Origin of the sequence: Aminobacter sp. HY435 (assembly GCF_027568395.1) — a bacterium.
Lineage (GTDB): Bacteria > Pseudomonadota > Alphaproteobacteria > Rhizobiales > Rhizobiaceae > Aminobacter.
This window is the reverse complement of record NZ_JANKZL010000011.1, coordinates 78,204-100,423: the sequence shown is the minus strand read 5'-3', so window position 1 is coordinate 100,423 and position 22,220 is coordinate 78,204. Positions and strand designations below refer to the sequence as shown.

The 22,220-nt window shown below is 63.5% G+C and carries 22 protein-coding genes and 1 tRNA gene; 8 read left to right on the top strand and 15 right to left on the bottom strand.

The annotated features are described in order from the left end of the window. Positions 1–10 precede the first annotated feature (10 nt). Genes PCJ21_RS17205 through PCJ21_RS17195 form a run of 3 tightly spaced genes read left to right on the top strand, consistent with a single transcriptional unit; the run spans position 11 to position 2,991 of the window. Positions 11–952: an ABC transporter permease gene (locus tag PCJ21_RS17205; protein WP_333474406.1), complete on the top strand. Its 942-nt coding sequence runs from the start codon at positions 11–13 to the stop codon at positions 950–952. Further along, a complete protein-coding gene (locus PCJ21_RS17200) occupies positions 949–1,980 on the top strand; it encodes an ABC transporter ATP-binding protein (protein ID WP_269932648.1) in 1,032 nt (343 codons plus the stop codon). Before PCJ21_RS17205 ends, PCJ21_RS17200 begins: the two co-directional genes overlap by 4 nt. A gap of 9 nt (positions 1,981–1,989) precedes the next feature. Beyond that, a complete protein-coding gene (locus PCJ21_RS17195) occupies positions 1,990–2,991 on the top strand; it encodes an ABC transporter ATP-binding protein (protein ID WP_269932647.1) in 1,002 nt (333 codons plus the stop codon). Positions 2,992–2,994: 3 nt separating this feature from the next. Here PCJ21_RS17195 and PCJ21_RS17190 read toward each other — a convergent pair whose 3' ends face one another. Next, positions 2,995–3,555, bottom strand: a complete 561-nt coding sequence (locus PCJ21_RS17190; RefSeq protein WP_269932646.1) for a MarR family winged helix-turn-helix transcriptional regulator — start codon at positions 3,553–3,555, stop codon at positions 2,995–2,997. Positions 3,556–3,781: 226 nt separating this feature from the next. Here PCJ21_RS17190 and PCJ21_RS17185 point away from each other — a divergent pair, with 226 nt between their 5' ends. Continuing rightward, entirely contained in the window at positions 3,782–4,150 is a 369-nt protein-coding gene (locus PCJ21_RS17185; RefSeq protein WP_269932645.1) for a hypothetical protein, read from the top strand. An 11-nt stretch (positions 4,151–4,161) separates the two neighbouring features. After that, entirely contained in the window at positions 4,162–4,803 is a 642-nt protein-coding gene (gene maiA, locus PCJ21_RS17180) for a maleylacetoacetate isomerase (RefSeq protein ID WP_269932644.1), read from the top strand. A 341-nt stretch (positions 4,804–5,144) separates the two neighbouring features. Here maiA and PCJ21_RS17175 read toward each other — a convergent pair whose 3' ends face one another. Next, on the bottom strand, positions 5,145–5,462 hold the full coding sequence (locus tag PCJ21_RS17175) for a hypothetical protein (protein WP_269932643.1): 318 nt from the start codon (positions 5,460–5,462) through the stop codon (positions 5,145–5,147). Positions 5,463–5,578: 116 nt separating this feature from the next. On the opposite strand from PCJ21_RS17175, the gene PCJ21_RS17170 reads away from it, so the two are divergent. Both PCJ21_RS17170 and PCJ21_RS17165 read left to right on the top strand, forming a co-directional pair. Further along, positions 5,579–5,956, top strand: a complete 378-nt coding sequence (locus PCJ21_RS17170) for a hypothetical protein (RefSeq protein ID WP_269932642.1) — start codon at positions 5,579–5,581, stop codon at positions 5,954–5,956. Positions 5,957–6,294: 338 nt separating this feature from the next. Next, the gene (locus tag PCJ21_RS17165; protein ID WP_269932641.1) at positions 6,295–6,798 is read left to right on the top strand and encodes a MarR family transcriptional regulator; all 504 of its coding nucleotides are present in this window, start codon (positions 6,295–6,297) and stop codon (positions 6,796–6,798) included. Between the two features lie 347 nt (positions 6,799–7,145). On the opposite strand, the gene PCJ21_RS17160 is transcribed toward PCJ21_RS17165, so the two are convergent. Next, positions 7,146–8,393, bottom strand: coding sequence for a flavin-dependent oxidoreductase (locus tag PCJ21_RS17160; protein WP_269932640.1), 1,248 nt, complete (start codon positions 8,391–8,393; stop codon positions 7,146–7,148). A 74-nt stretch (positions 8,394–8,467) separates the two neighbouring features. Then, a complete protein-coding gene (locus tag PCJ21_RS17155; RefSeq protein ID WP_269932639.1) occupies positions 8,468–9,364 on the bottom strand; it encodes a LysR substrate-binding domain-containing protein in 897 nt (298 codons plus the stop codon). 118 nt (positions 9,365–9,482) lie between these two features. Between PCJ21_RS17155 and PCJ21_RS17150 the strand changes: the two genes are divergently transcribed. After that, on the top strand, positions 9,483–10,481 hold the full coding sequence (locus PCJ21_RS17150) for a bile acid:sodium symporter family protein (RefSeq protein WP_269932638.1): 999 nt from the start codon (positions 9,483–9,485) through the stop codon (positions 10,479–10,481). A 181-nt stretch (positions 10,482–10,662) separates the two neighbouring features. On the opposite strand, the gene PCJ21_RS17145 is transcribed toward PCJ21_RS17150, so the two are convergent. The 11 genes from PCJ21_RS17145 to PCJ21_RS17095 form a co-directional block, all read right to left on the bottom strand. Beyond that, positions 10,663–10,739: transfer RNA gene (locus PCJ21_RS17145), tRNA-Arg, on the bottom strand. Positions 10,740–10,911: 172 nt separating this feature from the next. After that, the gene (locus tag PCJ21_RS17140) at positions 10,912–11,754 is read right to left on the bottom strand and encodes a response regulator transcription factor (protein ID WP_269932637.1); all 843 of its coding nucleotides are present in this window, start codon (positions 11,752–11,754) and stop codon (positions 10,912–10,914) included. A gap of 121 nt (positions 11,755–11,875) precedes the next feature. Then, positions 11,876–12,886, bottom strand: a complete 1,011-nt coding sequence (locus PCJ21_RS17135; protein WP_269932636.1) for a hypothetical protein — start codon at positions 12,884–12,886, stop codon at positions 11,876–11,878. Positions 12,887–12,892: 6 nt separating this feature from the next. Next, complete coding sequence (locus tag PCJ21_RS17130) at positions 12,893–14,602, bottom strand: HlyD family type I secretion periplasmic adaptor subunit (RefSeq protein WP_269932635.1); 1,710 nt, start codon at positions 14,600–14,602, stop codon at positions 12,893–12,895. A gap of 254 nt (positions 14,603–14,856) precedes the next feature. Beyond that, on the bottom strand, positions 14,857–16,674 hold the full coding sequence (locus PCJ21_RS17125) for a type I secretion system permease/ATPase (protein WP_269932634.1): 1,818 nt from the start codon (positions 16,672–16,674) through the stop codon (positions 14,857–14,859). 135 nt (positions 16,675–16,809) lie between these two features. Next, entirely contained in the window at positions 16,810–17,196 is a 387-nt protein-coding gene (locus tag PCJ21_RS17120) for a hypothetical protein (protein ID WP_269932633.1), read from the bottom strand. Between the two features lie 328 nt (positions 17,197–17,524). After that, complete coding sequence (locus tag PCJ21_RS17115) at positions 17,525–18,241, bottom strand: hypothetical protein (protein WP_269932632.1); 717 nt, start codon at positions 18,239–18,241, stop codon at positions 17,525–17,527. A 268-nt stretch (positions 18,242–18,509) separates the two neighbouring features. Continuing rightward, the gene (locus PCJ21_RS17110; protein ID WP_269932631.1) at positions 18,510–19,523 is read right to left on the bottom strand and encodes an MsnO8 family LLM class oxidoreductase; all 1,014 of its coding nucleotides are present in this window, start codon (positions 19,521–19,523) and stop codon (positions 18,510–18,512) included. Positions 19,524–19,575: 52 nt separating this feature from the next. Then, positions 19,576–20,532: an ABC transporter substrate-binding protein gene (locus PCJ21_RS17105; RefSeq protein ID WP_269932630.1), complete on the bottom strand. Its 957-nt coding sequence runs from the start codon at positions 20,530–20,532 to the stop codon at positions 19,576–19,578. Then, positions 20,529–21,296 (bottom strand): ABC transporter ATP-binding protein, encoded by a 768-nt coding sequence (locus tag PCJ21_RS17100; RefSeq protein ID WP_269932629.1) that lies wholly within the window; start codon positions 21,294–21,296, stop codon positions 20,529–20,531. Before PCJ21_RS17100 ends, PCJ21_RS17105 begins: the two co-directional genes overlap by 4 nt. Further along, on the bottom strand, positions 21,289–22,062 hold the full coding sequence (locus tag PCJ21_RS17095) for an ABC transporter permease (protein WP_269932628.1): 774 nt from the start codon (positions 22,060–22,062) through the stop codon (positions 21,289–21,291). Before PCJ21_RS17095 ends, PCJ21_RS17100 begins: the two co-directional genes overlap by 8 nt. Positions 22,063–22,220 lie beyond the last annotated feature (158 nt).

The window sequence follows — 22,220 nt, the reverse complement described above, 5'->3', positions numbered from 1 at the left end:
CGGGCCGACCATGCTGAAAAGACTTGGCGAGCTTGGCCGCGAACTCTGGCAAGACAAGCTCGGTACGCTTGGCTTCGCCATCATTGTCGGCTTGCTTCTGATGGCGATCTTTGCGCCGCTGCTTGCGCCCTATGATCCGGCCGCCCAGTCGGTGGTATCGCGACTCAAGCCGCCGGCTTGGCTGCCCAAAGGCAGCTGGGAACATGTTCTTGGAACAGACCATCTCGGGCGCGATGTGCTTTCGCGTGTCATCTACGGTGCCCGCGCCTCGTTGCTCGTCGGCGTGGTGGTCGTGCTCGCGGCAGGCACGTTTGGCGTCGTTGTCGGCCTGTGGGCTGGCTTCAAGGGCGGACGCACGGACGCGATCCTGATGCGCATTGTCGACGTCCAGGTTGCGTTTCCGGGGTTGCTGCTCATCCTGCTGATCATCTCGGTGATTGGCCCGAGCATGATGACGATGATCATCGTGCTCGCCGTGACCAACTGGATGGTCTACGCGCGTGTCGTGCGTGGCATTGTGCTGTCGGTACGGCAGACGCCCTATGTCGAAGCGGCGGAGATGATCGGTTGCCGTACCTCGCGGGTGGTCTTCCGCCACATCCTGCCCAACCTCTCGTCGCCGCTGCTGACGCTTGGCATCCTCGAGTTCACCAACATTGTGCTTGCCGAAGCAGCACTGTCCTTCCTCGGCCTTGGCGTTCAGCCACCGGCGACAAGCTGGGGCCTCGATGTCGCCAATGGCCGCGACTACATCTTTATTGCCTGGTGGCTGATCACTTTCCCTGGCCTGTCGATCGCGATCACCGTGCTTGCGGTCAACCTGTTCGCCAGTTGGGTCCGTGTCACCACCGACCCTCAAGAGCGCGAGAAGCGCTACGCCTACCAACGCGCCAAGGCGGCAGCGCGCGGTCGTCGCCAGTCGCCAGCCAACAGCGAAGGAGGATCGGCATGAACATTCCCGCAATGAGCAGCCAGGAACCCCTGCTTGAAATCGAAAAGCTCAAGGTCGAGTTCGACACGAGGCGCGGCCTGGTGCAGGGTCTGCGCGGGGTCACGCTGTCGATCGGACGCGGCGAAACGCTTGGCGTGGTAGGTGAGTCCGGTTCGGGCAAAAGTGTCACGGCGCAGGCCGTGATGGGTTTGATCGACATGCCCGGACGCATTGCTTCGGGCGACATCAGGTGGAAGGGCCGCTCCTTTCTCGGCAACGAAGGCGAGCGCTATGCGCGCGACATCCGCGGCAAGGAAGTTGCGATGGTCTTCCAGGACCCGATGACGTCGCTCAATCCCGTGCTCAAGATCGGCACGCAGATCGGTGAGGTGCTGGAACGCCATCTCGGCATGACACGCAAGCAGGCGCTCAACCGCGCCGAGGAACTGCTCGCCGCGGTCGGCATCAGCGCGCCCAGGCGCAGGCTCGACCAGCATCCGCATGAATTCTCAGGCGGCATGCGCCAGCGCGTGATGATCGCCATGGCGATTGCCTGCGAGCCACAGCTGCTGATCGCCGACGAGCCGACGACCGCGCTCGACGTTACAATCCAGGCGCAAATCCTCGAGCTGCTTGCCGAATTGCAGCAGTCGCTTGGCCTGTCCATCATCCTAATCACCCATGATCTTGGCGTCGTCGCCGGCCTCTGCCACCGCGTCGCCGTGATGTATGCCGGCCAGATCATCGAAACGGGGCAGGCCGAAGACGTGTTCGAGCGTCCCGCTCATCCCTACACGCAGGGGTTGCTGCGCTCGACGCCGCGGCTCGACGAAGTCTCGGACCGGCTGATTTCAATCGAAGGTACCCCGCCCAATCTGGTGACGCCGCCAGAAGGCTGCTCGTTCCAGCAGCGTTGCCCGCTTTCGGGCGAAGCCTGCAAGAAGGCGCCGCAGCTGGCCCATATCCGCCCCGATGCGGAGGCCGCTTGCTGGCAGCCGTCGGTGCCGGCCTGGGCCAATCCTTTGATGTCGCCCACGTTCACCGGCTAGGAATTACCAATGCTCAATCCTGTGCCAGCCAACTCGCCAGCACCGCCGCTGCTCAGCGTGCAGGGGCTCGACGTCACCTACGAGACGGCAGCCCAAGGTTTTTGGGGGCGGCCCAAGGCATTCAAGGCGCTTGAGGATATTACATTCGATCTCCGGCCGGGCGAAACGCTCGGGCTGGTCGGCGAATCCGGCTCCGGCAAGACCACAACCGGCCGCGCCGTGCTCCGGCGCATCAAAGCGTCGTCTGGCAAGATCGTGTTCCAGGGCAACGACATCACCAACGTCAACGGTGAGGCGCTGCGCAAGCTGCGCCGCAACATGCAGCTCGTTTTCCAGGACCCCTATGCAAGTCTCAATCCGCGCATGCGGGTGATCGATCTCGTCGCGGAGCCGCTGCTGGTGCACGGGCTGGTGCGCCATGTCGACGAAGCGCGCGACCGCATCACCGAGCTTCTGCGCGTCGTCGGGCTGCCGGCCGACGCGCATGACCGGTTTCCGCACGCCTTTTCCGGCGGCCAGCGCCAGCGCATCGGAATTGCCCGCGCGCTGGCCTTGCAGCCTGAATTCATCGTCGCCGACGAACCGGTGTCGGCGCTTGATGTTTCGGTGCGGGCGCAGGTCGTCAACCTGATGCAGGACCTGCAGCGGGAAATGGGCTTGAGCTACTTGTTCATCGCCCATGACCTGTCTGTCGTACGCCACATTTCACATCGCGTGGCCATCCTCTATGCCGGCCGCATGGTCGAGATAGCCAACCGCGACGAGCTCTATGAGCACCCGATCCATCCCTATACCGAAGCGCTGTTGTCGGCGGTGCCGGTGCCCGATCCCAAGACCCAACGGCAGCGCAAGCGTATCATCTACGGTGGCGAGATCCCGGATCTGATCAACCCGCCGCCCGGCTGCCGTTTTTCCACCCGCTGCCCGCTGGCGACGGCGCAATGCCGCCAGGAAGCTCCGAAGCTCACCGAACGGTCGCCCGGCCATCTTGTTGCGTGCTGGAACAGATAAAGGTCAGTCGCCGAACTTGCCCGTCGCCAGCGCTGCGCGGCCGTATTTGTTGTTGGTCTCCAGCAGCTTGAGCAAGGTCGCCAGAAACGCTTCGCGTTCGTCGGCGCTGAGGGTGTCCATGAGGCGTTCTTGCGCGCGGCTCATCGCCGGATGCATGGCAGCCACAAGTTTTTCGCCTTGCGCAGTCAGCCGGGCAAGGACCATGCGCTTGTCTTCGGTGCTGCGGGTGCGCTCGACGAGCCCGCGCTGCGCCAGCCTCGTCAGCACATCGGCGACATTGGTGCGGTCGATGCCGAGCGCCTGGGCAAGCGATATCTGGTCGGAATCGGGATTGCCGGACAGGATGGTCAGCAGGCCGTACTGAACCGGAGTGATGCCGAACTCGTGGCATTCCTCGAAGAACAGCGCGTAGTGGATCTGATGCAGGCGGCGGATCAGATAGCCCGGCCGCTTCCATAGCGGCAGCCGCTCGATCAGTTGCTGCAGTTCGGGATTGGGCGCGGCTTCCGCCGCTTCCGCGACCCTGGTCCTGCCCACCTTTTCCGTTGTCGGTGCCTTGGCCAACCAGCCTCTCCCCACGAATGCCACGATCCTCTGTCTATCGCGTGTGGCCATGCCAAGAAAGAGCGGGGCCGCCTCATATTTTGGCGGCGGCATCCAACCCGTTGCCTGCCAGCCAAGGCGTTCCAGCACCTGTCGCAACCCGGAGAATTCAAGGCTTGCCGCGTTGCCAGCCTGAAAAAACGATGTATACTGATTAATATTGCACAAGACCCCGGAGGAATGCTGAATGGCACAAGAACCGCTGGCGACGAAGGGCAACTTCCTGCACATATACGACTTCCGCGTCGAAGCCGGGCGCGAGGAGGAATTCGTCCGCCTGTTCGAGGAATTCGACTATTCCGACGGCAACCCGATGCATAAATCCTGGGCCCAGGTGAAAGACGGCGTCTTGTGCCGCGATACCGAGGACCCGCAACGATTTTTCCTGATTGCCGAATGGTCGGACATCGTCGAGCACGCCAAGATCCGCAAGGTTCTGGCCGAGGACATAAGGCCGGCTTTTGTCGGCCTCATCGAGGGGCGCAAGTTTGTCCCCAAATATGTCGAGGTTGTTTCTTCTACGCCTGAGGACATCCTGAACGCGGCCGCCCAATAGATAGCTCGACGGTGCGCAAGCTCTACACCTTCTTCAGATCGTCGACCTCCTATCGGCTGCGCATTGCGCTGGCGCTCAAGGGGCTCGACTGGGAACCGCGGTTTGTCAGCCTGCCGCGGATGGAGCACCGAACCGCCGACTACATGGCGCTCAATCCGCAAGGTTTGCTGCCCGCGCTGGTGGAGGACGGCAGGCTGTTCGCGCAAAGCCTGGCCGTTCTCGAATATCTCGACGAAACCTATCCGCAACCGCCGATCCTGCCCAAATCCGCCGTCGACCGCGCCTATGTCAGGGGCCTGTCGCAGATCATCGGCTGCGACATCCATCCGCTCAACAATGTGCGCGTGCTGAAGTACCTGAAATCGCGCTGGCAGCTTTCCGACGACGACGCCACCGAGTGGTACCGCCACTGGATAACGGAGGGGTTCCGCTCGTTCGAGGCGACGCTGAAGGCATCAGGCCTGTCTGGCAGCTATTGTCTCGGCGACGCCATCACCATCGCCGACATCTGCCTGGTGCCGCAGGTGGCGAACGCCCGGCGCTTCCTCTGCGACCTGGCCGCCTTTCCGCTGTCGGTCGCCATCGCCGGCCGCGCCGCCGCCCTGCCGGCTTTCGAGGCGGCGCATCCGAGCCTGCAGGCGGACGCGTTTTAGCGCATCGGCCCGAAAATCGGACCCGATTTTCGGAAAGCACGATGCGCCAACTCAGTAAGTTAGAGCGTCCTTTGTGCGTCCATTCGGACGCACGGCGCTCTAGGGGCGCCGGACTGCGGGCTCACGCGTGTCGGCTTGTCGCCGTTCGGGTGCTCCCGTCGTCGCCCGAGATCTGCCATTCGTTCGGCTTCCCTTCGACGGCAAAGCCGAGGCCGCGAGCAGCTTGGAGGCGCGGATTTTCAGAAGCAGACGCTCAGGCAGCGGGGGCGCCGAGGTGAGATGACCCGTTGTTGGCCTCCGCTTTGGCGAAGATCGCACCCTGTAGAGCAGCAGAGCCTGTTTCAGTCGCTGGCACCGGGCTGCTTGCCAGAAGGTGTGCCATCAGGATTCATACCGTAGCGGCGGTAGAGAGCCTGCTCGTCGCGAGCCAGTTGGGCATCCATGCGCGCGTCAGCACTTTTCGCCAATGCGTTTCGTGCAGCAAGTCCAACCGGGGCCTTGATAAAGCTGGAAATGCCGGTCGGATCGACAGATGCGGCCAGACTTGCTGCGCCTTGGGCCGCGCCCAGTGCCGCAGCTTCCGCATCGTGTCGCTTTTCCAACGCTCTCGTTTCGTCAGAAAAATTCGATCCCTGGAAACTGGATGGGAACTCTGGCATGCAGTCAGCTCAAATACAGCCAGTGATAGAAGAACAATACAAGTGATGTGACCGTTCCAATACATGATCCAAACGCACCTCAATTCGTGCAGCGCCTAATAGCAGGCAATTCTGTATTGGCCCTGGCCACGTATCGCCATGCTGTTTGCTGGACCCATCGCGCGAGCGGCCAGTGCGCCACCTGGTCCAGCGAAGCTGACAGCGGCCAGTGCGCCTCTCGTCGCCATTTCCTGCGCCTGCACGGCTCGCGAATGCGCCTGAAGCTTATCGATGCAAGACTGCGCGGAGGCATAACCCTTGGCGCGTTCCAGATCCTCTGGTCTGCCTTCGGGGCGGCCAGCCGCCATTTCGGCAGCGGCCTGGCGACTGGCCATGTCGGCCCGCAGCGCCGTCATCCGGGCATCGCTGCTGCTGCAACCCATAGCAGGCAGGCAGAGTACAGCTGCAAAAAGCCATCTGGTATTCATTACAACTCTTCCTACGATGCGGTTTGATGTATCTGATGCTGTTCGTCGTCCAACCCCCGTCGTCAGGTGCGGGCGAAGATGTCCTGCGTGCTCCGCTGACGGCCCGTCTCCCGAGCCGCAGCAAGGTTCGCAACGAAGACTGGTCTTATCGAGCTATAGCGGGCCTCGCAGAGACGCCGAAGGGGCAATCAATTACAATTCTTCTGTCAATTTCGGAGCGTCGAGCCGGGTGCCAGCACGCTTTGGTTCGAACAGCCGACCACACTGAAGCGTATTCATTGCGCCAGATGACTGGCGAAACACGATTGTCGTGTCTGGCTTCTAAGGCATAGACACAATGCCAGCCGTCACGAGGAAATCGTCTTATGGGGAACAAGAAAACGCCACTGCCACCGAAGGAAGTATTTGATGAAGTGCTGTCTATCGACCTGCATTCGGAGGTGGCGCTCGATCAGGAGCACCGCGCCGTGCTCGCTTCGGATGTGTCATGGCTTGAATACCGGGCCGAGTTTCGCAAGCAGATGATCAAGAGCGGCTTCCTCAAGCATCCATGGCGCAGCATCTTCGAGGCGGATATGATCTTCACCCTTATCGGCCACAAATGGCTACAGGGCGACATACTGACGGTGAAGGAGGTGGCGACCTATTTCGAGGCCTTCACCAGCAATGTCACCATCACCCGCCACATCGACGACATGGTAGCATCCGGCACGCTCGTCCGCACGCCAGACCCCAAGGATCGCCGGCGGTTGCTCTTGATGCCGACCCAGCGCCTTTTCGAGATCGGCCGGATATTTCTGGAGGCGCGTAAGGAAATCGGCCGCAAACACGGCTTCGTCTACGATCCCGATCGCGCCAAGGCGGAATAAGAGTTGTCGCGATTGCCAATTCGCCATGATTGGCCCTGGGCCAAGCCTGATCGCATGCGGTGTAAGCTGCCCGACCGTTTGCGATGGAAGCTGACGCCACATAGTATCCGACAGAGTCGATACCTCAACGACAACGAGCCGCGCGCGAGCGTTCTACATGCGCAGCAGACCATCGGCGTCGGCTGCGCCGTGTCCTCTCTTCGGCCTTCGAAAACGGGCGGCCAGCGACCGGCTTCAGGGCGGCTGCCGCCGAAGCTCGTTGGCCCGATGATGGCAGCTTCCCGAAGTAGCCGCCCGAAACCTGCCAGTCCGCTTCCCACCCATGGGCGACCTCGCCCCTGCTCCCCTCACGCACTCCGCCGCGCGGCCACTGTCGCCTTGTCGTAGCCCGCGACCTTCTTGTAGCTGTTCGACAGCGCTGCCAGCTCGTCCTGGGTGATGACGTCGTCGAGGCGCGCGAACGGCCGGTCGCCCGTGCGCTCGTAGACCTCCTTGAGGATGACGTCGGGCGGGGTTGTGCGGTTGGTGCGTACGACGGTCGCCGTCGCCTCCAGCCGCTTGTCCTCATAGGCCTTGAGCACGCCGCCGACGTCGCCGCCCGCCGCAAAGCTGTCGGCCAGCGCCCGCGCGTCGAGGATCGCCTGGCCAGCGCCATTTGAACCGCGCGGATACATCGGATGGGCGGCGTCGCCCAGCAACGTGAGGCGGCCAAAACTCCAGCGGGCGAGCGGGTCCTTGTCGACCATCGGGTATTCGAGGATCGCTTCCGCGCCGCGGATCAGGCCAGGTACATCGAGGAAATCGAAGTTCCAGTCGGCGAAGGCACCGATGAAGTCGTCGATCTGGCCGCGGCGGTTCCAGTCCTGCTGGTGGTAGCGCGGCGTCTCGATCTCGGCGACCCAGTTGATCAGTTGCCGCCCGTCGGCATCGAGCTTGTTGCGGATCGGGTAGATGACCATCTTGCCATGGGTCAGCCAGCCCGCGCGCACATAGCTTGCGCCGCCGAGATAAGGCTTCCACCAGGTGGTGCCGCGCCACATGTTGACGCCCGAATAGATCGGCGCGCCATCGTCGGGCACGAGTTGGCGGCGCACGACGGAATGGATGCCGTCGCAGCCGATGATGGCGGCGCCTTGCTGGATCGGGCGGTCCTCGCCGGTGCGGCCGTCCACGAAATGGGCGACCGCCGCGTCCGTGGTTTGTTCGGCGCGGATACATTTCCAGCCGGTGACGACACAATCGGGCCCGGCACGCTCGACCAGTGCATGGTAGAGGATCTGTTGCAGGTCGCCGCGATGAATCTGGAACTGTGGATAATCATAGCCGGCAAAGGTTCCGACAGGCTCCTTGTAGATCAGCTGCCCAAACCGGTTGAAAAAACAGGATTCGCGTGCCGTTACCGCCACCTCGGCGAGCGCGCCCCGCAGGCCGAGTTCGCTCAGCTCACGGCTGGCATGCGGCAGGATGGAGATGCCGACACCGATCGGCCTGATTTCTTGTGCGCTCTCGTAGACCTTGAAGGGAACGCCGGCCTTCTCCAGCATCAATGCAAGCGTCAGCCCGCCGATGCCTGCCCCTATGATCATAACCGTCATGCGGTTCTCCATGAGATCAACAGTATACTGACTAGTTTGCTGCAAGATGACGGCACTGGCCGCTTCTCGAGCGGCTAGACCGCTTCCCGGAATGGCAATTCGAACTCCTGGCGGGCGTTGCGGTCGAGAATTTCCTTGGCGAGTGCGGCGGCAACCCCCGTCGGCTCGTTGGCCGCGCTGGTCAGGATGAATTCGACCTCTTCCAGTTGCGGCAGCAGCGGGCTGGTCGGCAGCACCATCAACCCCGATGACACCATGCTCCGCGGCTGGACCATGATGCCCAGTCCGGCACGCGCGGCTGCCTGCAGTCCGCTCAGGCTGCCGCTGGTGCACACGATGCGCCAGGCAATGCCCTTGCGGTCAAGCGCCTCAATGGCGGCCACACGGGTGATGCCGGGGCGGGAGAAAAGGATCAGCGGCAGCGGTTTTCCGGCTTCGACAACGGAGGGGTCGCGCGCCGCCCACACCAGCCGTTCCGTGCGCACCGCCACGCCACTTCGCGCCTCGCGTTGCTGGTTGAGCCCGACGCGGCGTTTGGCGATGACAAGGTCGAGGGCGCCTTCGTCGAGAAGATCAAACAACGTACTGGAAAGCGCCACGGTGAGTTCAAGCTCGACCGACGGGTGGCGCTCGGTGAACTTGTGCAGCACGTCGGCCAGCCGGGTGGTGACGAAATCCTCCGATGCGCCGAAGCGGATGCGGCCGCTCAAGCGCGCGCCTTGAAGGTAGCTGCGCGCGCGTTCGTTGGCATCGAGGATCGAACGGGCGAAGCCGAGCATCGCCTCGCCATCGGGCGTCAGCATCACCGAATGCGTGTCTCGAACGAGCAGGCGCCGCCCGGTGCTGACTTCGAGCCGGCGGATGTGCTGGCTGACAGTCGACTGGCCGAGCCTGAGATGCACGGCCGCACCGGTGAAGCTGCGCGATCCGGCGACGGCTACGAAGGTCTGGAGGAGTATCGGATCGAACATGATCCCTCCCTGTGTTCACGAAACGAAATGAGCATCATTTTTGTATGCGCCATTCACAATGCAGTTCGCGTTTGGCATACTGTATACAAATTTAGCTCGCTGCCAAGGGATCAACCGCTTGTTCGCACGATTTCGCCCAGACACATTCATCCTGCTGATGATCGGCTGTATTGCCCTGGCCTCGCTATTGCCTGCCCAGGGCAGTTTCGCGCGCCATTTCGGCACGGCCACCAATATTGCCATTGCCCTGCTGTTTTTCCTTCACGGAGCGAGGCTGTCGCGCGCGACCGTGCTTGCCGGCATGACGCACTGGCGCCTGCATTTGCTGGTCTTCTCCTCGACCTTTGTGCTGTTTCCCATCATCGGCCTCGCGATCGGCCTGCTGGTGCCGACGGTGCTGCCCGCCGCCCTCTACGCCGGTGTGTTGTTCCTGTGCGTACTGCCCTCGACGGTGCAGTCGTCGATAGCCTTCACGGCGCTCGCCGGTGGCAACGTGCCGGCCGCCGTGTGCTCGGCGTCGGCCTCCAACATCATAGGCATGTTCCTGACGCCGCTGCTGGTCGGGCTGTTGTTCACCAAGACGGGCGGCGGCGGCGTGTCGCTATCGGCCATCGAAGGAATCATGCTGCAGCTGCTGGCCCCCTTCATCGTCGGGCAGATCATGCAGCCATGGCTTGCAGGCTGGCTCGGCCGCCACAAATGGCTGACCACCGCCGTTGACCGTGGCTCGATCCTGATGGTGATCTACCTTGCCTTCTCCAAGGCGATGGTCGCCGGACTATGGCAACAATTGCCTGTGCAGTCGCTGGTTGTGCTGCTGCTGATCGCCGCCTTCCTGCTGTCGAGTGTTCTGGCCATCACCATCTTGGCCAGCCGGTTTTTCGGCTTCTCCAGGCAAGACGAAATCACTGTCGCCTTCTGTGGCTCGCACAAGAGCCTGGCGTCGGGCATACCGATGGCCAACGTCATCTTCGCCGGCCAGGACATAGGCGCGATCGTGCTGCCGTTGATGCTTTACCACCAGATGCAGCTGATGGTCTGCGCATGGATGGCGCGGCGCTATGCCGAACGCACGGCCGCCGAGGCGCTGGTTCCCCGGCCCCAGGGCGCCGAGTAGCTGCCTGCAGTAGACCTCGCCCATCAGACGGTTCCGTGCATCTGCCGCGTGGGTCGAGGCCTGGCAGGTCTTCGGCGGCCGGGGCGGGCCTTGCGGGATTGCGTAGATGTCAAAGTTCGCCGGCCAAGGCGCGGCGGTCCGCCAGACCATCTGATTTGCGGTGGCATTGCCGAAAAAGTAGTGGCGCACCCGACAGGATTCGAACCTGTGACCTCTGCCTTCGGAGGGCAGCGCTCTATCCAGCTGAGCTACGGGTGCCTGTCCGCGGGCAGGCCGCGAACCACGCCCGGCGCACCGGACGACGCGCGTTCATAACCGATGCTGCGGCAAGCTTCAACGGGGGAAATGGCGTTGCGCATTCCTAGGCAGAGGTCACAGGGTTCGAGCCCTGTCGCAGGCTCAACGCGCACGCGGTCGGAATGTTCATACATCAGGCGTCGGGAATGCTCCCCGGCACCTCGCCATTTGTCGAATGCTCGGAGTTTCGGGAGAAAACGACCACCTCGGTTCGGTTCGTCGCATGTAGCTTACGCATGATGTGCGAGATGTGCGACTTGACCGTATTCTGCGACAGATTCAGCTCGCTGGCGATGATCTTGTTCGACAGGCCACGCAACAAGGCCGCGAGCACCTGCCGTTCGCGTTCGGTGAATGCGACGTTGGTCCTGGTGCCGATGGCGGGCAGGTCATGTGTCTCGCCATTGCAGGTCAGGGCCGGTTGCAGGGCAACGATGCTCTCGGATGAGATGGACATCGATCCCGCGCTGCCCACCAGCACCATTCGTGGAAAGTAGACACCACCAGCCATCACCAGCCGAAAGGCGGCCAAAGCGATCTCGACGGATGCCGATTCCGTAATGAAGCCCCTGACGCCATAACGCGTCACGTCCGAAATCATCGCATCCGATATCGTTGCTTCGTCGAGCTGGGTAAGAAGCATGACTGGTGCCTCGGCCAGAGACCGGCGAAGGTGGGCGAGACAATGCAGCACACCATCGTCTGTCATCGCCGAGCTCCCTATGTTGAGAGCGACAAGACCGATATGCTTCGTAATGATGCTTTCCAGTCGGTGGGCAGTCTCAACCTCCAGGATGGTGTAGTCCTGGAATTCGCTCCGAAGAATCCGGGCGAGACTACTTCGCGACAGCGGATGGCAGTCGATGACGACTATGGAAGGATTTTCGTGAGCAAAGCCGTTCTGTTCGGCCGAAAACGAGATAGTCAATCGCTTACCCGTTATTGCCGCCCAAAAACATTTAAGCCCATTAGGCAAATCTAATCTACTCCTAGTTCGGCATATGGTTAAGATGGTCGCATTTTAGATAAATTTTCCGCAGTTGCCGGCTCGTTGGCGTAGACATTCAGCAATATCGGCGCGTTGCCCGGAGGGCTTTCTAGGCCAGGGCAAAGTCGGCGCGCACGATGATTTCCTGGTCGACGGCAGCCGTCTGCATGGCATCCACGTCCATGTCGATCTCGCCATTCCAGTCCGAAATGTCCACCGCCGCGTCCTGGACCGCATCGACGTCGCGAAGGACGTCGACATCCAGCTTGATGTCATAGCGCTCTTCCAGTTCGTCCTCGATATCGATGTCAATGCGGACGTCCTGGTCGAGATCGATGTCCTGGTTCACCTCGACCGTGCCGCCAGCAGGCCCGTCGCTGATGCGGATGTCGATTGATGTGTCCTGTTCGACGTCGATCGAGTCGCGCAGGAAGACATCCACATACAGCACGCCGTCTTCATCATAGATATTGACGTCCAGCTCGGTCTCCTGGTCGATGTGCATGCTTTGATCGAGCAGAACCGCGAAGTGTCCGTCACCGTCGATGGTGACGGAAATGTCCACATCCTGGTCCATCGTCAGGTCCTGGTCGATGTGCAGGCGCGCCACCACGTCGCCGACATAGCCGTTGACGGTGATGCTCGCGTCCTGTTCGACCTCCGCGACTTGCGTCACCCGAATGCTGTGGCCGCCATCGGATGCACAGTCGCCGGTGCCCGGTTCGGCCTGCAGTCCTTGCGTGGCTTCATGGTGGTCACGGCTGTCGCCGGCGCCCGGATGGGGGATCTTGGTCAAGGTCGCCGCGAGCAATTCGGGAGGCAAAGACATGGAAATGACGTGAAGTCCCCCTGCCTCGCCCACTGGGGTCTCCGGGCCGTGGGCCGCGGCAAGCGACGTCGGCGGCAGCTTGATCGGCATCGTGGCGTGCGCTCCATCGGCGTGATCCTCGGCTGCGGGCAGGTCGGCAGGTCGGTGCATTGCCGAGGGGGTGGCCGCGTGCGGGAATTCTCCGGCAGGAGCGGGGGCGCCACCGAACGCCGTCTCTTGACCGGGCATCTCTTGGCGACCAGCGTCGATGACCGGCAACAGATCGCGCGTGCCCTTGTCGAAGGGGATCATCCGGCCTCAATCCTCCCTGAAGGCCCGGTTGAAGCTGTCGAGGACGGGGCGCAGGGCGTAGTGGGCGACCGTGAAGGTCCCCGTGTTGATCAGCACCTCGACCGGCATTCCGGGCATGATTTCCACTTCAGGCAGCGCGCGCAGCGACGCCTCGGAAAGGCGGATGCGCGCGGTGTAGAATGCCCGCTTCGTTTCGTCGTCGACAAGGCGGTCGGCAGAGACATAGGTGAGAATTCCGTCTACCGGCGGCACGCGACGGTGCTTGTAGGACAGGAGGCGGACGCGGGCCTGCAGCCCGGGATGGACCAGGTCGATGTCCTCGGGCTTGACCAGGGCCCTGACGATCAGCCGGTCCTGGCTCGGAACGAGGTCCACCAGAGGTTCTCCCGCAGCGATCACCCCGCCCGGTGTGTGGACGCGCAGGTCCGTCACAGTGCCGGCCTCAGGCGCGCGCACCACCGTTCTCGCGAGGACGTCGCTCGCTGCCTGGAGGCGCTCGAGGATCTGGATGATCTGGGCCTGCGTGTCGCGCAGGCTTTGTGCGATTTCCGTCTGGTAGTCGCTCTCCAGCTTGAGGATCATCGCCCTGGACTCCCCGATGGCTTGCCCCGCTCGCGACATCTGGGACATCGTGTCGCCAATGCGGCCGTCGATCTCCGCCTGTTCGCGTTCGAGCTGCAGGAGGCGCGCACGCGTCTGCAGGCGCTTGGCGACCAGCGGCGCTACCGCGGCGATCTCTCCCTTGATGATGGCCGCGCGCGTCGCCGCCGCCGTCGCCTGAAAACGCAGCCCGGCGATCTCCTGCTCTGTCTGGGCCTTGCGCTGCTGGATGATCTCGATCCGCGACGCCTGGAGTTTGCGCCGGGTGTCGAAGATCTTGTTCTGTCCGACGATGATCCCAGCCACGGCCGGGTTAAGCCCCGCGGTCGACATGAGGTCCTGCGGGAACCGGACGGTTTCGCGGCCGTCGCGTTCCGCCACCAGCCGCGCCTCCAGGGCCTGTGCGTCCCAGAGCTGGCCCTGAAGCATCTGGACGGTGGCGCGGGCCCTTGTGTCCTCCAGGCTTATCAGCGCCTGTCCGGCAGCCACCTCGTCGCCGTCGCTCACCAGGATGTGCCCGATGATGCCTCCCTCCAGATGCTGGATTGTCTTGCGGCTCGACTCGGCCTCGATGGCGCCTCCCGCGATGGCAGCGCTTTCCAGCGGGGCATAGGTCGCCCAGACCCCGAAACCAATTACAAACACCCCGACGACCGCGAAGGCGCTTGCAGCAAGGAGACGCAACCGGTGGAACGGCGTCGGCGGCGTAGCGTCCGCACCATGCGCATCGTTGACGGTGCGTGCGTTCCGGAGCAGCCCCGCGGGTGGGTGCGTCCCTTCGCCGTCTTGAGGGAGCCAGGAACCCTCCTGAACCACGGATGTCGCTGCGATGGGGGCTGGAGGGTTGGTGATGAAGCCGCTCAGCCCGCCCCACAGGTAAGACAGCCGCGACCTGGCGGATCGTCCGGCCGAAAGCAGCAGGCGCCCGGAGGCTGCGCCGTGCCTTGCGGCGAAGATGCCGAGGTCAGTAACTGTCGCATCGACCAGATGGCGCAGCCGGTCGAACGACCTTGCCGTCGCCGGCCGGATGGCTGCAAGGTGCGCCGCAGTCCGGTTTCGGCCGGCCGAGAGAAGGTCCCGTGCCGCCGCGCCGGCGAGACCCATCTTGCCGCTCAAGGCGGCGATGACCTGCCGGAGCCGAGTGTTTGCAAGCGCCAGCGCCTGGGACGTGAAGGAAGAAAAACGTAGGGCGCAACTTGCCAGGCTTGCTCGCGAGCGCGCGCCATGCCTCGCCAGAGCCTGGCTCGAGACAACGCAGATGCCCAGCGCCTGGCTGCCGGCGGTCGTGGCGAGGCTTGCGGCGCGGTGACCCTGCCGCCGCAACGATCCGATAACGGCCAGGCAGAGTGCAACAACGCGGTCAGGACGTCTCATGAGCCGACCCTTTCGGTGTCTTCGGCAACGTGTCCGTTCGCCGTCCCGGATCGCCCCGATTGCGCGCCCAGTTGCTTGACGGTCTTGCGTGTGGTGATGATCTGCTGGCGCCTGACCGGAATGGCGGTGCGCCCGCTCTTGATCTTTCCGGCGATGTCCCGCCGGTTCCCGAAGGCGTTCATCATGCCGTTGTCGAGCACCAGGATCTTGTCGGACAGGCTCAGGATCTGAAGGCGCTGGGCGATGATGATGATCGTCGATCCGCGCTGGCGCATGTTCTGGATCGCCTCCCGCAAGGCTTCTTCGCCTTCGGCGTCGAGGCTGGCGTTCGGCTCGTCCAGGACGATGATGCGCGGATGGCCGAAGAAGGCCCGCGCCAGCCCGAGGCGCTGCCGCTGTCCCCCCGACAGCCTGACGCCGCTCTCGCCGATGTCGGTCTCGTAGCCCTGGGGAAGCCGCATGATCGTCTCATGCAGGCCCACCATCGAAGCGGCCGCGATCACGTCGTCGGCCGAGGCGTTCTGCAGCCGGGCGATGTTTTCGCGGACCGTGCCGCCGAACAGTTCGATGTCCTGGGGCAGATAGCCGAAATGGCGGTGGCCGCCAGAGGCGAGCCAGATAGACATGTCGGCGTTGTCGAGGCGGACATGCCCGGCGGTGGGACCGATCGTGCCGGCAATGAGGCGGCCAAGGGTCGATTTCCCGGCGCCCGAAGGACCGACCACGCCGAGCACTTCGCCCGGATTGACCAGCAAAGTTAGCCGGCGCAGCGCCGGCGTGGTCGCGCCGGGTGGCACGAACGTCACCTGCTCAATCGAAAGCTGCCCATTGGGGCGCGGCAATTCCATGGCCTTTCGAGGCTTCGGCGCGGCCGCCAGGATCTTCCGGAGGCGGCCATAGCCGAGACGCGCGCTGGTCACCGCCTTCCAGGTGCCGATGGCCCCCTCCACCGGCGCCAGGGACCGCCCGAGAAGGATAGAGGTCGCAAAGATGGCCGCCGGGCTGACGGTGTTCAGGATCACCAGCCAGGCAGCGCAGGCCATGACGACGACCTGGGCAAAGAGGCGGACGAAGCGGGCGAGGGCCTGGATGGCGCTGGCTCGCGCCGCGGCGGACCGCTGGGCTTGTTTTGCCTCGGACTGTCCATCGTGCAGGAGGCTGGCTACGCCCGGCAGCATGCCCATGGCGCTGATGGCTTCGACATTACGCAGAAGCGCTTCGAACCGGTGCTGGTTTTCAGCCCAGGCGGCGCTCGCGCGCGCAAATGGCTTGCGCGTCACCATCTCGTTGAGCAATGCCAGCCCGAACAAGGCAAGCGATGCGACGAGGCCGATCGCCCCGAGAAGCGGATGCACGACGATCATCGCGAGAATGAAAATCGGTGTCCAGGGAAGGTCGAACAGCGAAGTGCTTGCGGTGCCGCCGAAGAACGATCGCAAGCCCCCGACATCGCGCCAGGCCTGCGCTGCCGCGGCGGCATCGTTGCGCAAGGCCGATTGCACGGCCGCTACGAGAACCGATGCCTGTAGGCGGTCGTCCAGCCAGACTCCGATCCGGGCGAGCATGGCGCGGCGCAGCGCCTCCAGGATCGCGTGCACCGCAAGCGCCACGATGACGATCAGGGTCAGCATCACCAGCGTGTCGAGGCTGTGGCTCGACAGGACGTGATCATAGACATGGAGCAGGTAGAGCGGAACGGTCAGGGCGAGGAGGTTCACGAAGAAGCTCAGCGCAAAGACCATCAGCAGGGAGGCCTTGCAGCGATGGAAAGCACGCTCGACTTCGGTGGTTGCTCGGTCCTTGGAGAGAGCCATGAATGTCTCCGCGAGGGCGTCACGGCCGGGACCGGGGCCTGCAGCAAGGGCAAGTCCGTCCGGCATGGCTCGCCGCCATTGCAGCACGAGCCGGCGCCCGGATGAGGTCCGGGCGCCTCTTTGCAGCAAGACCAATCAAGCGAAATCGAAGTCAAAATCGATGTCTATGTCGGCGTTCTGCTCTGCGGACTGATCCTGATCGACATCCACGTCGACGTCCTGATCCTGGTCGACATCCACGTCGTTGTCGTTGGATTGGGTGACGTCGTTGTCGTTGTCGCTGTCATTGTCGGCATCTGCGTCCGCATCTGCGTCGCTGCCGTCGTCAGCATCGGCGTCTGCATCGGCATCAGCGTCCTGGTCGGTGTCATTGTCGACATCCGAATCGTTGTCGTTGTCGATATCGACGTCGGAATCCTGATCAGTATCGACGTCCACATCCTGGTCCTGGTCTTGGTCGAGGTCCTGATCGATGTCGGCATCGATGTCGATGTCGAAATCGTTGTCTTTGATGTCAGGCATGGGTTTACCCTCCCTGTTCGAGCAACGCCGCCCTGGCGAGCGCCTGCTTCCGGAGCGGATCGACAGCTACCGGGTCCATCCAAACGGATCCTGCGACAACCCATCGATGCTGCGGAGCATCCCTGTTTCGAGCCGTGGAAAATAGTTGCCAATTTGCACCCGGCCCAAACGGCATTCCCAATGCAAATTGGCTCATCCGAACGGGTGAAAGTGACCCGAACAGGCTAACCGTTCCGGGTCGTTCAGCATGGCGGCAGGGGCCAGAGCAACTGCAAATACCAAGAAAGCCGGGAGAGCCCCGGCTTTCTTGGCGTTGCAGCGTCGAAACTCAGGCGTCGACGTCGTTCAAGTCGACGACGATATCGACATCCGCGTCAGTGGCGGCTTCGTCTTCGAGATCGACATCGATCGCGGTGCCGTCATCGTCTTCTTCGAGCGCCACGGCGCCCTGTGCCAGGGTGCCGATCAAGGAAGCAATATACACATCGACCTCGGCGTCGAGGTCGTCGCGGATTTCGACGTCGACATCGACATTCCCGTCGCTTTCGCTGTCCTGGTCGAGCTCGGCATCGATACTGTCTTCGTCGTCATCTTCCACATCGACATCCAGGTCGCTTTCGATTTCGACATCGTCTTCCACGTCGGCGTCTATCTCGACAATGATGTTCCCGTCGTCATCTTCACTGACTTCGACATCGACATCGATCCGCTGGTCGACTTCAGGCCGTTGTGCGCCGGCCACTTCGATGTCGCGGCCTCCGGGGTCTCCTGCTTCAGTCTCGATATCCGCATCCTGGTCCAGCTCACCATTCTGGTCGATCTCGGTATCGAGTTCGACGATGGCGGGGCGCGAGCCGATGACCAGCACGCCGATGTCGACGTCGTCGTCGATTTCGGAGTCCTGCTTCAGGTCGAGGTCGATGTCACGAACGTCGCCAACGGTGTCGTCGGCTTCGTGGTCGCGCTCGTTGCCCGCAATGGTTTCGCTCTCTTGCCGGCCATCCTCGTCGAACGCATCGCGCGCGCCTTTGTCGTCAGGCTCCATCATGCGTCTCCATGGTGCGTGCCAACCGTTGGCCCAGCATCACATCTTCCAAAAAGCGGAGATAGACACCAAGTCGGGTGACGAGCGGCGACACGAGCAACGATGGTGGAACTCCTCCGCGTTAGCTCATCTGTATGTGAACCCACGCTGCCAGAAGTGGTATCAGCAGTCGTGCCGGGAGAGGCGAATGGCGAACCGTTGAAAGAACAGCCGGCGGGTCGCGTCGGCCGCGAGCCACGCCCGCGCACCGGACGACGCGGCAAATTACCTATGCGGCGCGCAGGCCAAATGTCCGGGCCAGCAGTTCATAGTTACGCAGCCGCAGTTCCTGATCGTGCAGCACGTCCTGAACCATGATTTCGCTGGCACCGGTGACGGCGACCATCCGCGCGATCGTCGCTTGCACGCGCTCGGGCGAGCCCACGACATAGGCAGGCCACGCGGCGTCCTCGGCCGGGAGCACCCCGCCCATCAGGGCGATCGCCTCGTCAGGCGTCGGCATCTTGTCCAGCATGAGGTTGTCCTTGCGCCGGAGCTTGAACAGGGCGCGCATCGGCATGGCCAGCCGCTCGGCCTCCTCCTGGGTTTCGCCGATGATCAAGCGGATGGCGAGCAGGGTCTCGGGCTTCGAAACACCGGCGGCAAATCGCGACGGCCGGAAGTTGTCGAGATAGGCCTTGAAGGCGCCGGGCGCGTTCTCGGGCACGTGGAAGGCGCTGCAGGCCAGGGGCAGGCCCAGCCGCGCCGCGCGCACGGCGGTGCCTTGCGTTGCCGCCAGCACCCATGGGTGCGGCCCCGCGGCCTCGTCGGGCATGATGCCGATCGAGCGGAAGGACGAGCCTGCGGGAAGATCGTTTCCCAGCCAGCCGACGAATTCCTCGGTCTGGCTGTCGTGGTCGTCAGGCGTTTCAACGTCGCGGTGGCGCTTCAGCGCGGTGTCGGCGTTGGGCCCCGCGGTCGAGCGGCCGATGCCGACATCGATGCGCCCCGGAAAGAGCACGCCGAGCGTGCGTGCGGCTTCCGCCGCCTTGTAGGGGCTGTAGTGGTTGAGCAGGACACCGCCGAGACCGACGCGGATGGAGTTGGTGGCACAGGCGATCACCGTCGCCAGGACCTCCGGAGCGGGGTTGGCCTCGTAGGCGACGTCGTGGTGCTCGACGAGCCAATAGCGATGATAGCCGAGCCGCTCGGCGGCCTGCGCCAGGGCGATGGACCCGCGCATCGCTTCGCCAGACGTCTGGCCGACGGGGATCTGCACGGGGTCGAGAATGGAGAACTTCATTGCAATATCTGGAACGGGGGCGCGCCTTTGCGCCCCCGACCGCCCTGACTGGTTACTTGATCGAGAAAGCGGAAGGCGCGACGAGATCGGCCCTGATGTCGATGACGTTGTCCTTGGGCATCATGCCGGTATCGACCATGAAGCTCTGGTCGGCCGTCAGGTTGGCGATGTCGTCGTCGCTCATGACCGGGTTGAAGTCATAGAGCGGCATCTGCCTTGCCGCTTCCTCGACGGAGATCTTCTGTTCCTTGGCGGCGATTGCGAGGGCATCCTGCGGATGGGCCGCAATGAAGTCGAGCGCCTTGAGGTGCGCCGCGAAATAGGCCTTGACCAGATCGGGATGCTCCTCGGCAAACGTGCTGCGCGCCGCAACGACGTTGGTCGGCTTGATCAGGCCTTCGCCGCCGACCAGCACCTTGCCGCCGGCCTGCTCGACCATCACAGCGTTGTTTCCGGCAAGGGTAGCCACGTCGACCTGCCCGGAAAGCAGGGCGGCGCGCGCCGTCGGCAGATCCATGTTGATGTATTCGACATCGTCGAGCGTCAGCTTCTGCGAGGCAAGCGCGGCGGCCAGAAGCTGGTTGAGAACAGTGCCTTTCGGTCCGGCGATCTTCTTGCCCTTGAGGTCGGCAAGGGTCGCGGGGCCATCGGCGCGCGTCATCAGGAAATAGGCCTTTGGCGAGCGGGCATAGGCCGAGACGACAGTGAGATCGACGCCGTTGGCCTTGGCCAGAATGGCCGACGTGCCGCCCAGTACCGAGGCGATGTCGATCTCGCCCGCCGCTATGGCCTGCGTCTGCTGCGCGCCGGAGGTGATCTCCGGGCTCTCGACCTTGACGCCATGGGCGGCGAAGGCCTCATCGAGGAAACCCTTTTCGCGCATCACGATCGACGGCACGTTGAACGGCGCCGATACATAGGTGATGCGCACGGTCTCGGGCTTGTCGGCGGCGAATGCGGGGGCGGCGATCATCGAAAGGGCGAGCGCGAAGCAGGCGAGGGTTTTCATGGTGTCTCCTGACTGAGAGCTGGGGTGGAAGGAGGGGATGACGGCTGCGGCGCAAGCAGGCGCTCGAGAATGCGCCTGCGGTACTGCGTAACAGCCGGGTCGGTGGGGTCGCGCGGATAGGCGGCCTCGATGGCGTCCTGTCCGACCAGCCGTCCCCGTTCGAGTTCGAGCACGTGCTGGCCGAGCAGCACGGCCTCTTCGACGTCGTGGGTGACAAAGACGATCGTCGGCCGGCGCTTTTGCCAGATGTCGACAAGTTCGTTCTGCATGGCGCGCCGGGTGAAGGCGTCGAGCGCGGCGAAGGGCTCGTCCAGCAACAGCAGATCGGGTTCCATGACGAGCGCCCGCGCTATCGCCACGCGCTGCGCCATGCCGCCGGAGAGCTGCGCGGGCATGGCTGCGCGGAAACTTTCAAGGCCGACGAGTTCGAGGACGGCACTGCAGCGCTGCTCGATGATTTCGGGCGCGAGCCTGCCCTTGAGGCCGAAGCAGACATTGTCGAACACCGAGAGCCACGGCATCAGCCGCGCCTCCTGAAACACCACTCCCACCTTGGGCGGCGAGCCGGCGCCATGGCTGACCGTGCCTTCGCTCGGCGCCGTCAGGCCGGCAAGGATGCGCAACAAGGTGGTCTTGCCGCAGCCGCTGCGCCCGACCACTGTGGTGAGGCTGCCACTTGGCAAGGTCACGCTGATGTGCTCGAGCGCCACCACCGCGCGCCCGGCAACGTCGTAGCGCCGGCCGATGTTGCGCAGTTCAAGCACGCGCCATCTCCAGGTCTGATGCAAGCCAGGGCGCAGCCCTCGATACGCTCCATTTCAGCAGCTGGTCGGCAACGAGGCCGATGACACCGATCACCAGGATGCCGGCCAGAACGATGTCGGTGCGCGCCAGGTTCTCGGCGTCGACGATCAGGTAGCCGAGCCCCGCCGACGAGGCGATCAGTTCGGCCCCGACCAGCGCGCGCCAGCTGTAGCCGAGCCCGATGCGGAGGCCGACGACGATGGAGGGCAGCGACGATGGCAGGACGATGCGTCGCATGATCTCGCCATGGCCGAGACCGCAGACCTTGCCGACCTCGACCAGCTTGGGGTCGACCTGGGCAATGCCGCCGCGAACGCCGAGGAAGATCGGGAAGAAGCACGACAGCACGATGATGCCGACCTTCTGCATTTCGCCGATGCCGAGCCACAGCATCAGCAGCGGCATCAGGGCAAGGGGCGGCACCTGGCGCAGGAATTCGAGCAGCGGGTCGAGCAGGCTGCGCAGCGCGGCACTTCTGGAGAACACCACGGCCAGAACGATGGCCGCCACCACGGCAATCCCGTAGCCAAGCCCGACGCGCTGCATGCTGACCAAGGCATGCCGCGCAAGCGCCCCTGACAGGGCGAGATCCGAAAGCGTTGCGGCAACCTTGCCCGGCGAGGGCAGCAGGAACGCGTTGACCCAGCCGAGCGCGCTCGCCAGCCACCATAGGCCGAGCACCGCCGCGAAGACGGCTATCGTAAGGAGTCGGCGGGTGGGGCGCATTGATCACTTGGCAAGTTTTGGTTCCCGGCCGGGATAAGCCATAAACATGATTGTTCCAATCATATTATATTCCCGTGCGACAATCGGCGCAGCGCGCCGACTGCGAACGGAGCCGATCCCCCGCGATTGACGATTGCTGCCGGCCATTGTCTAACGGC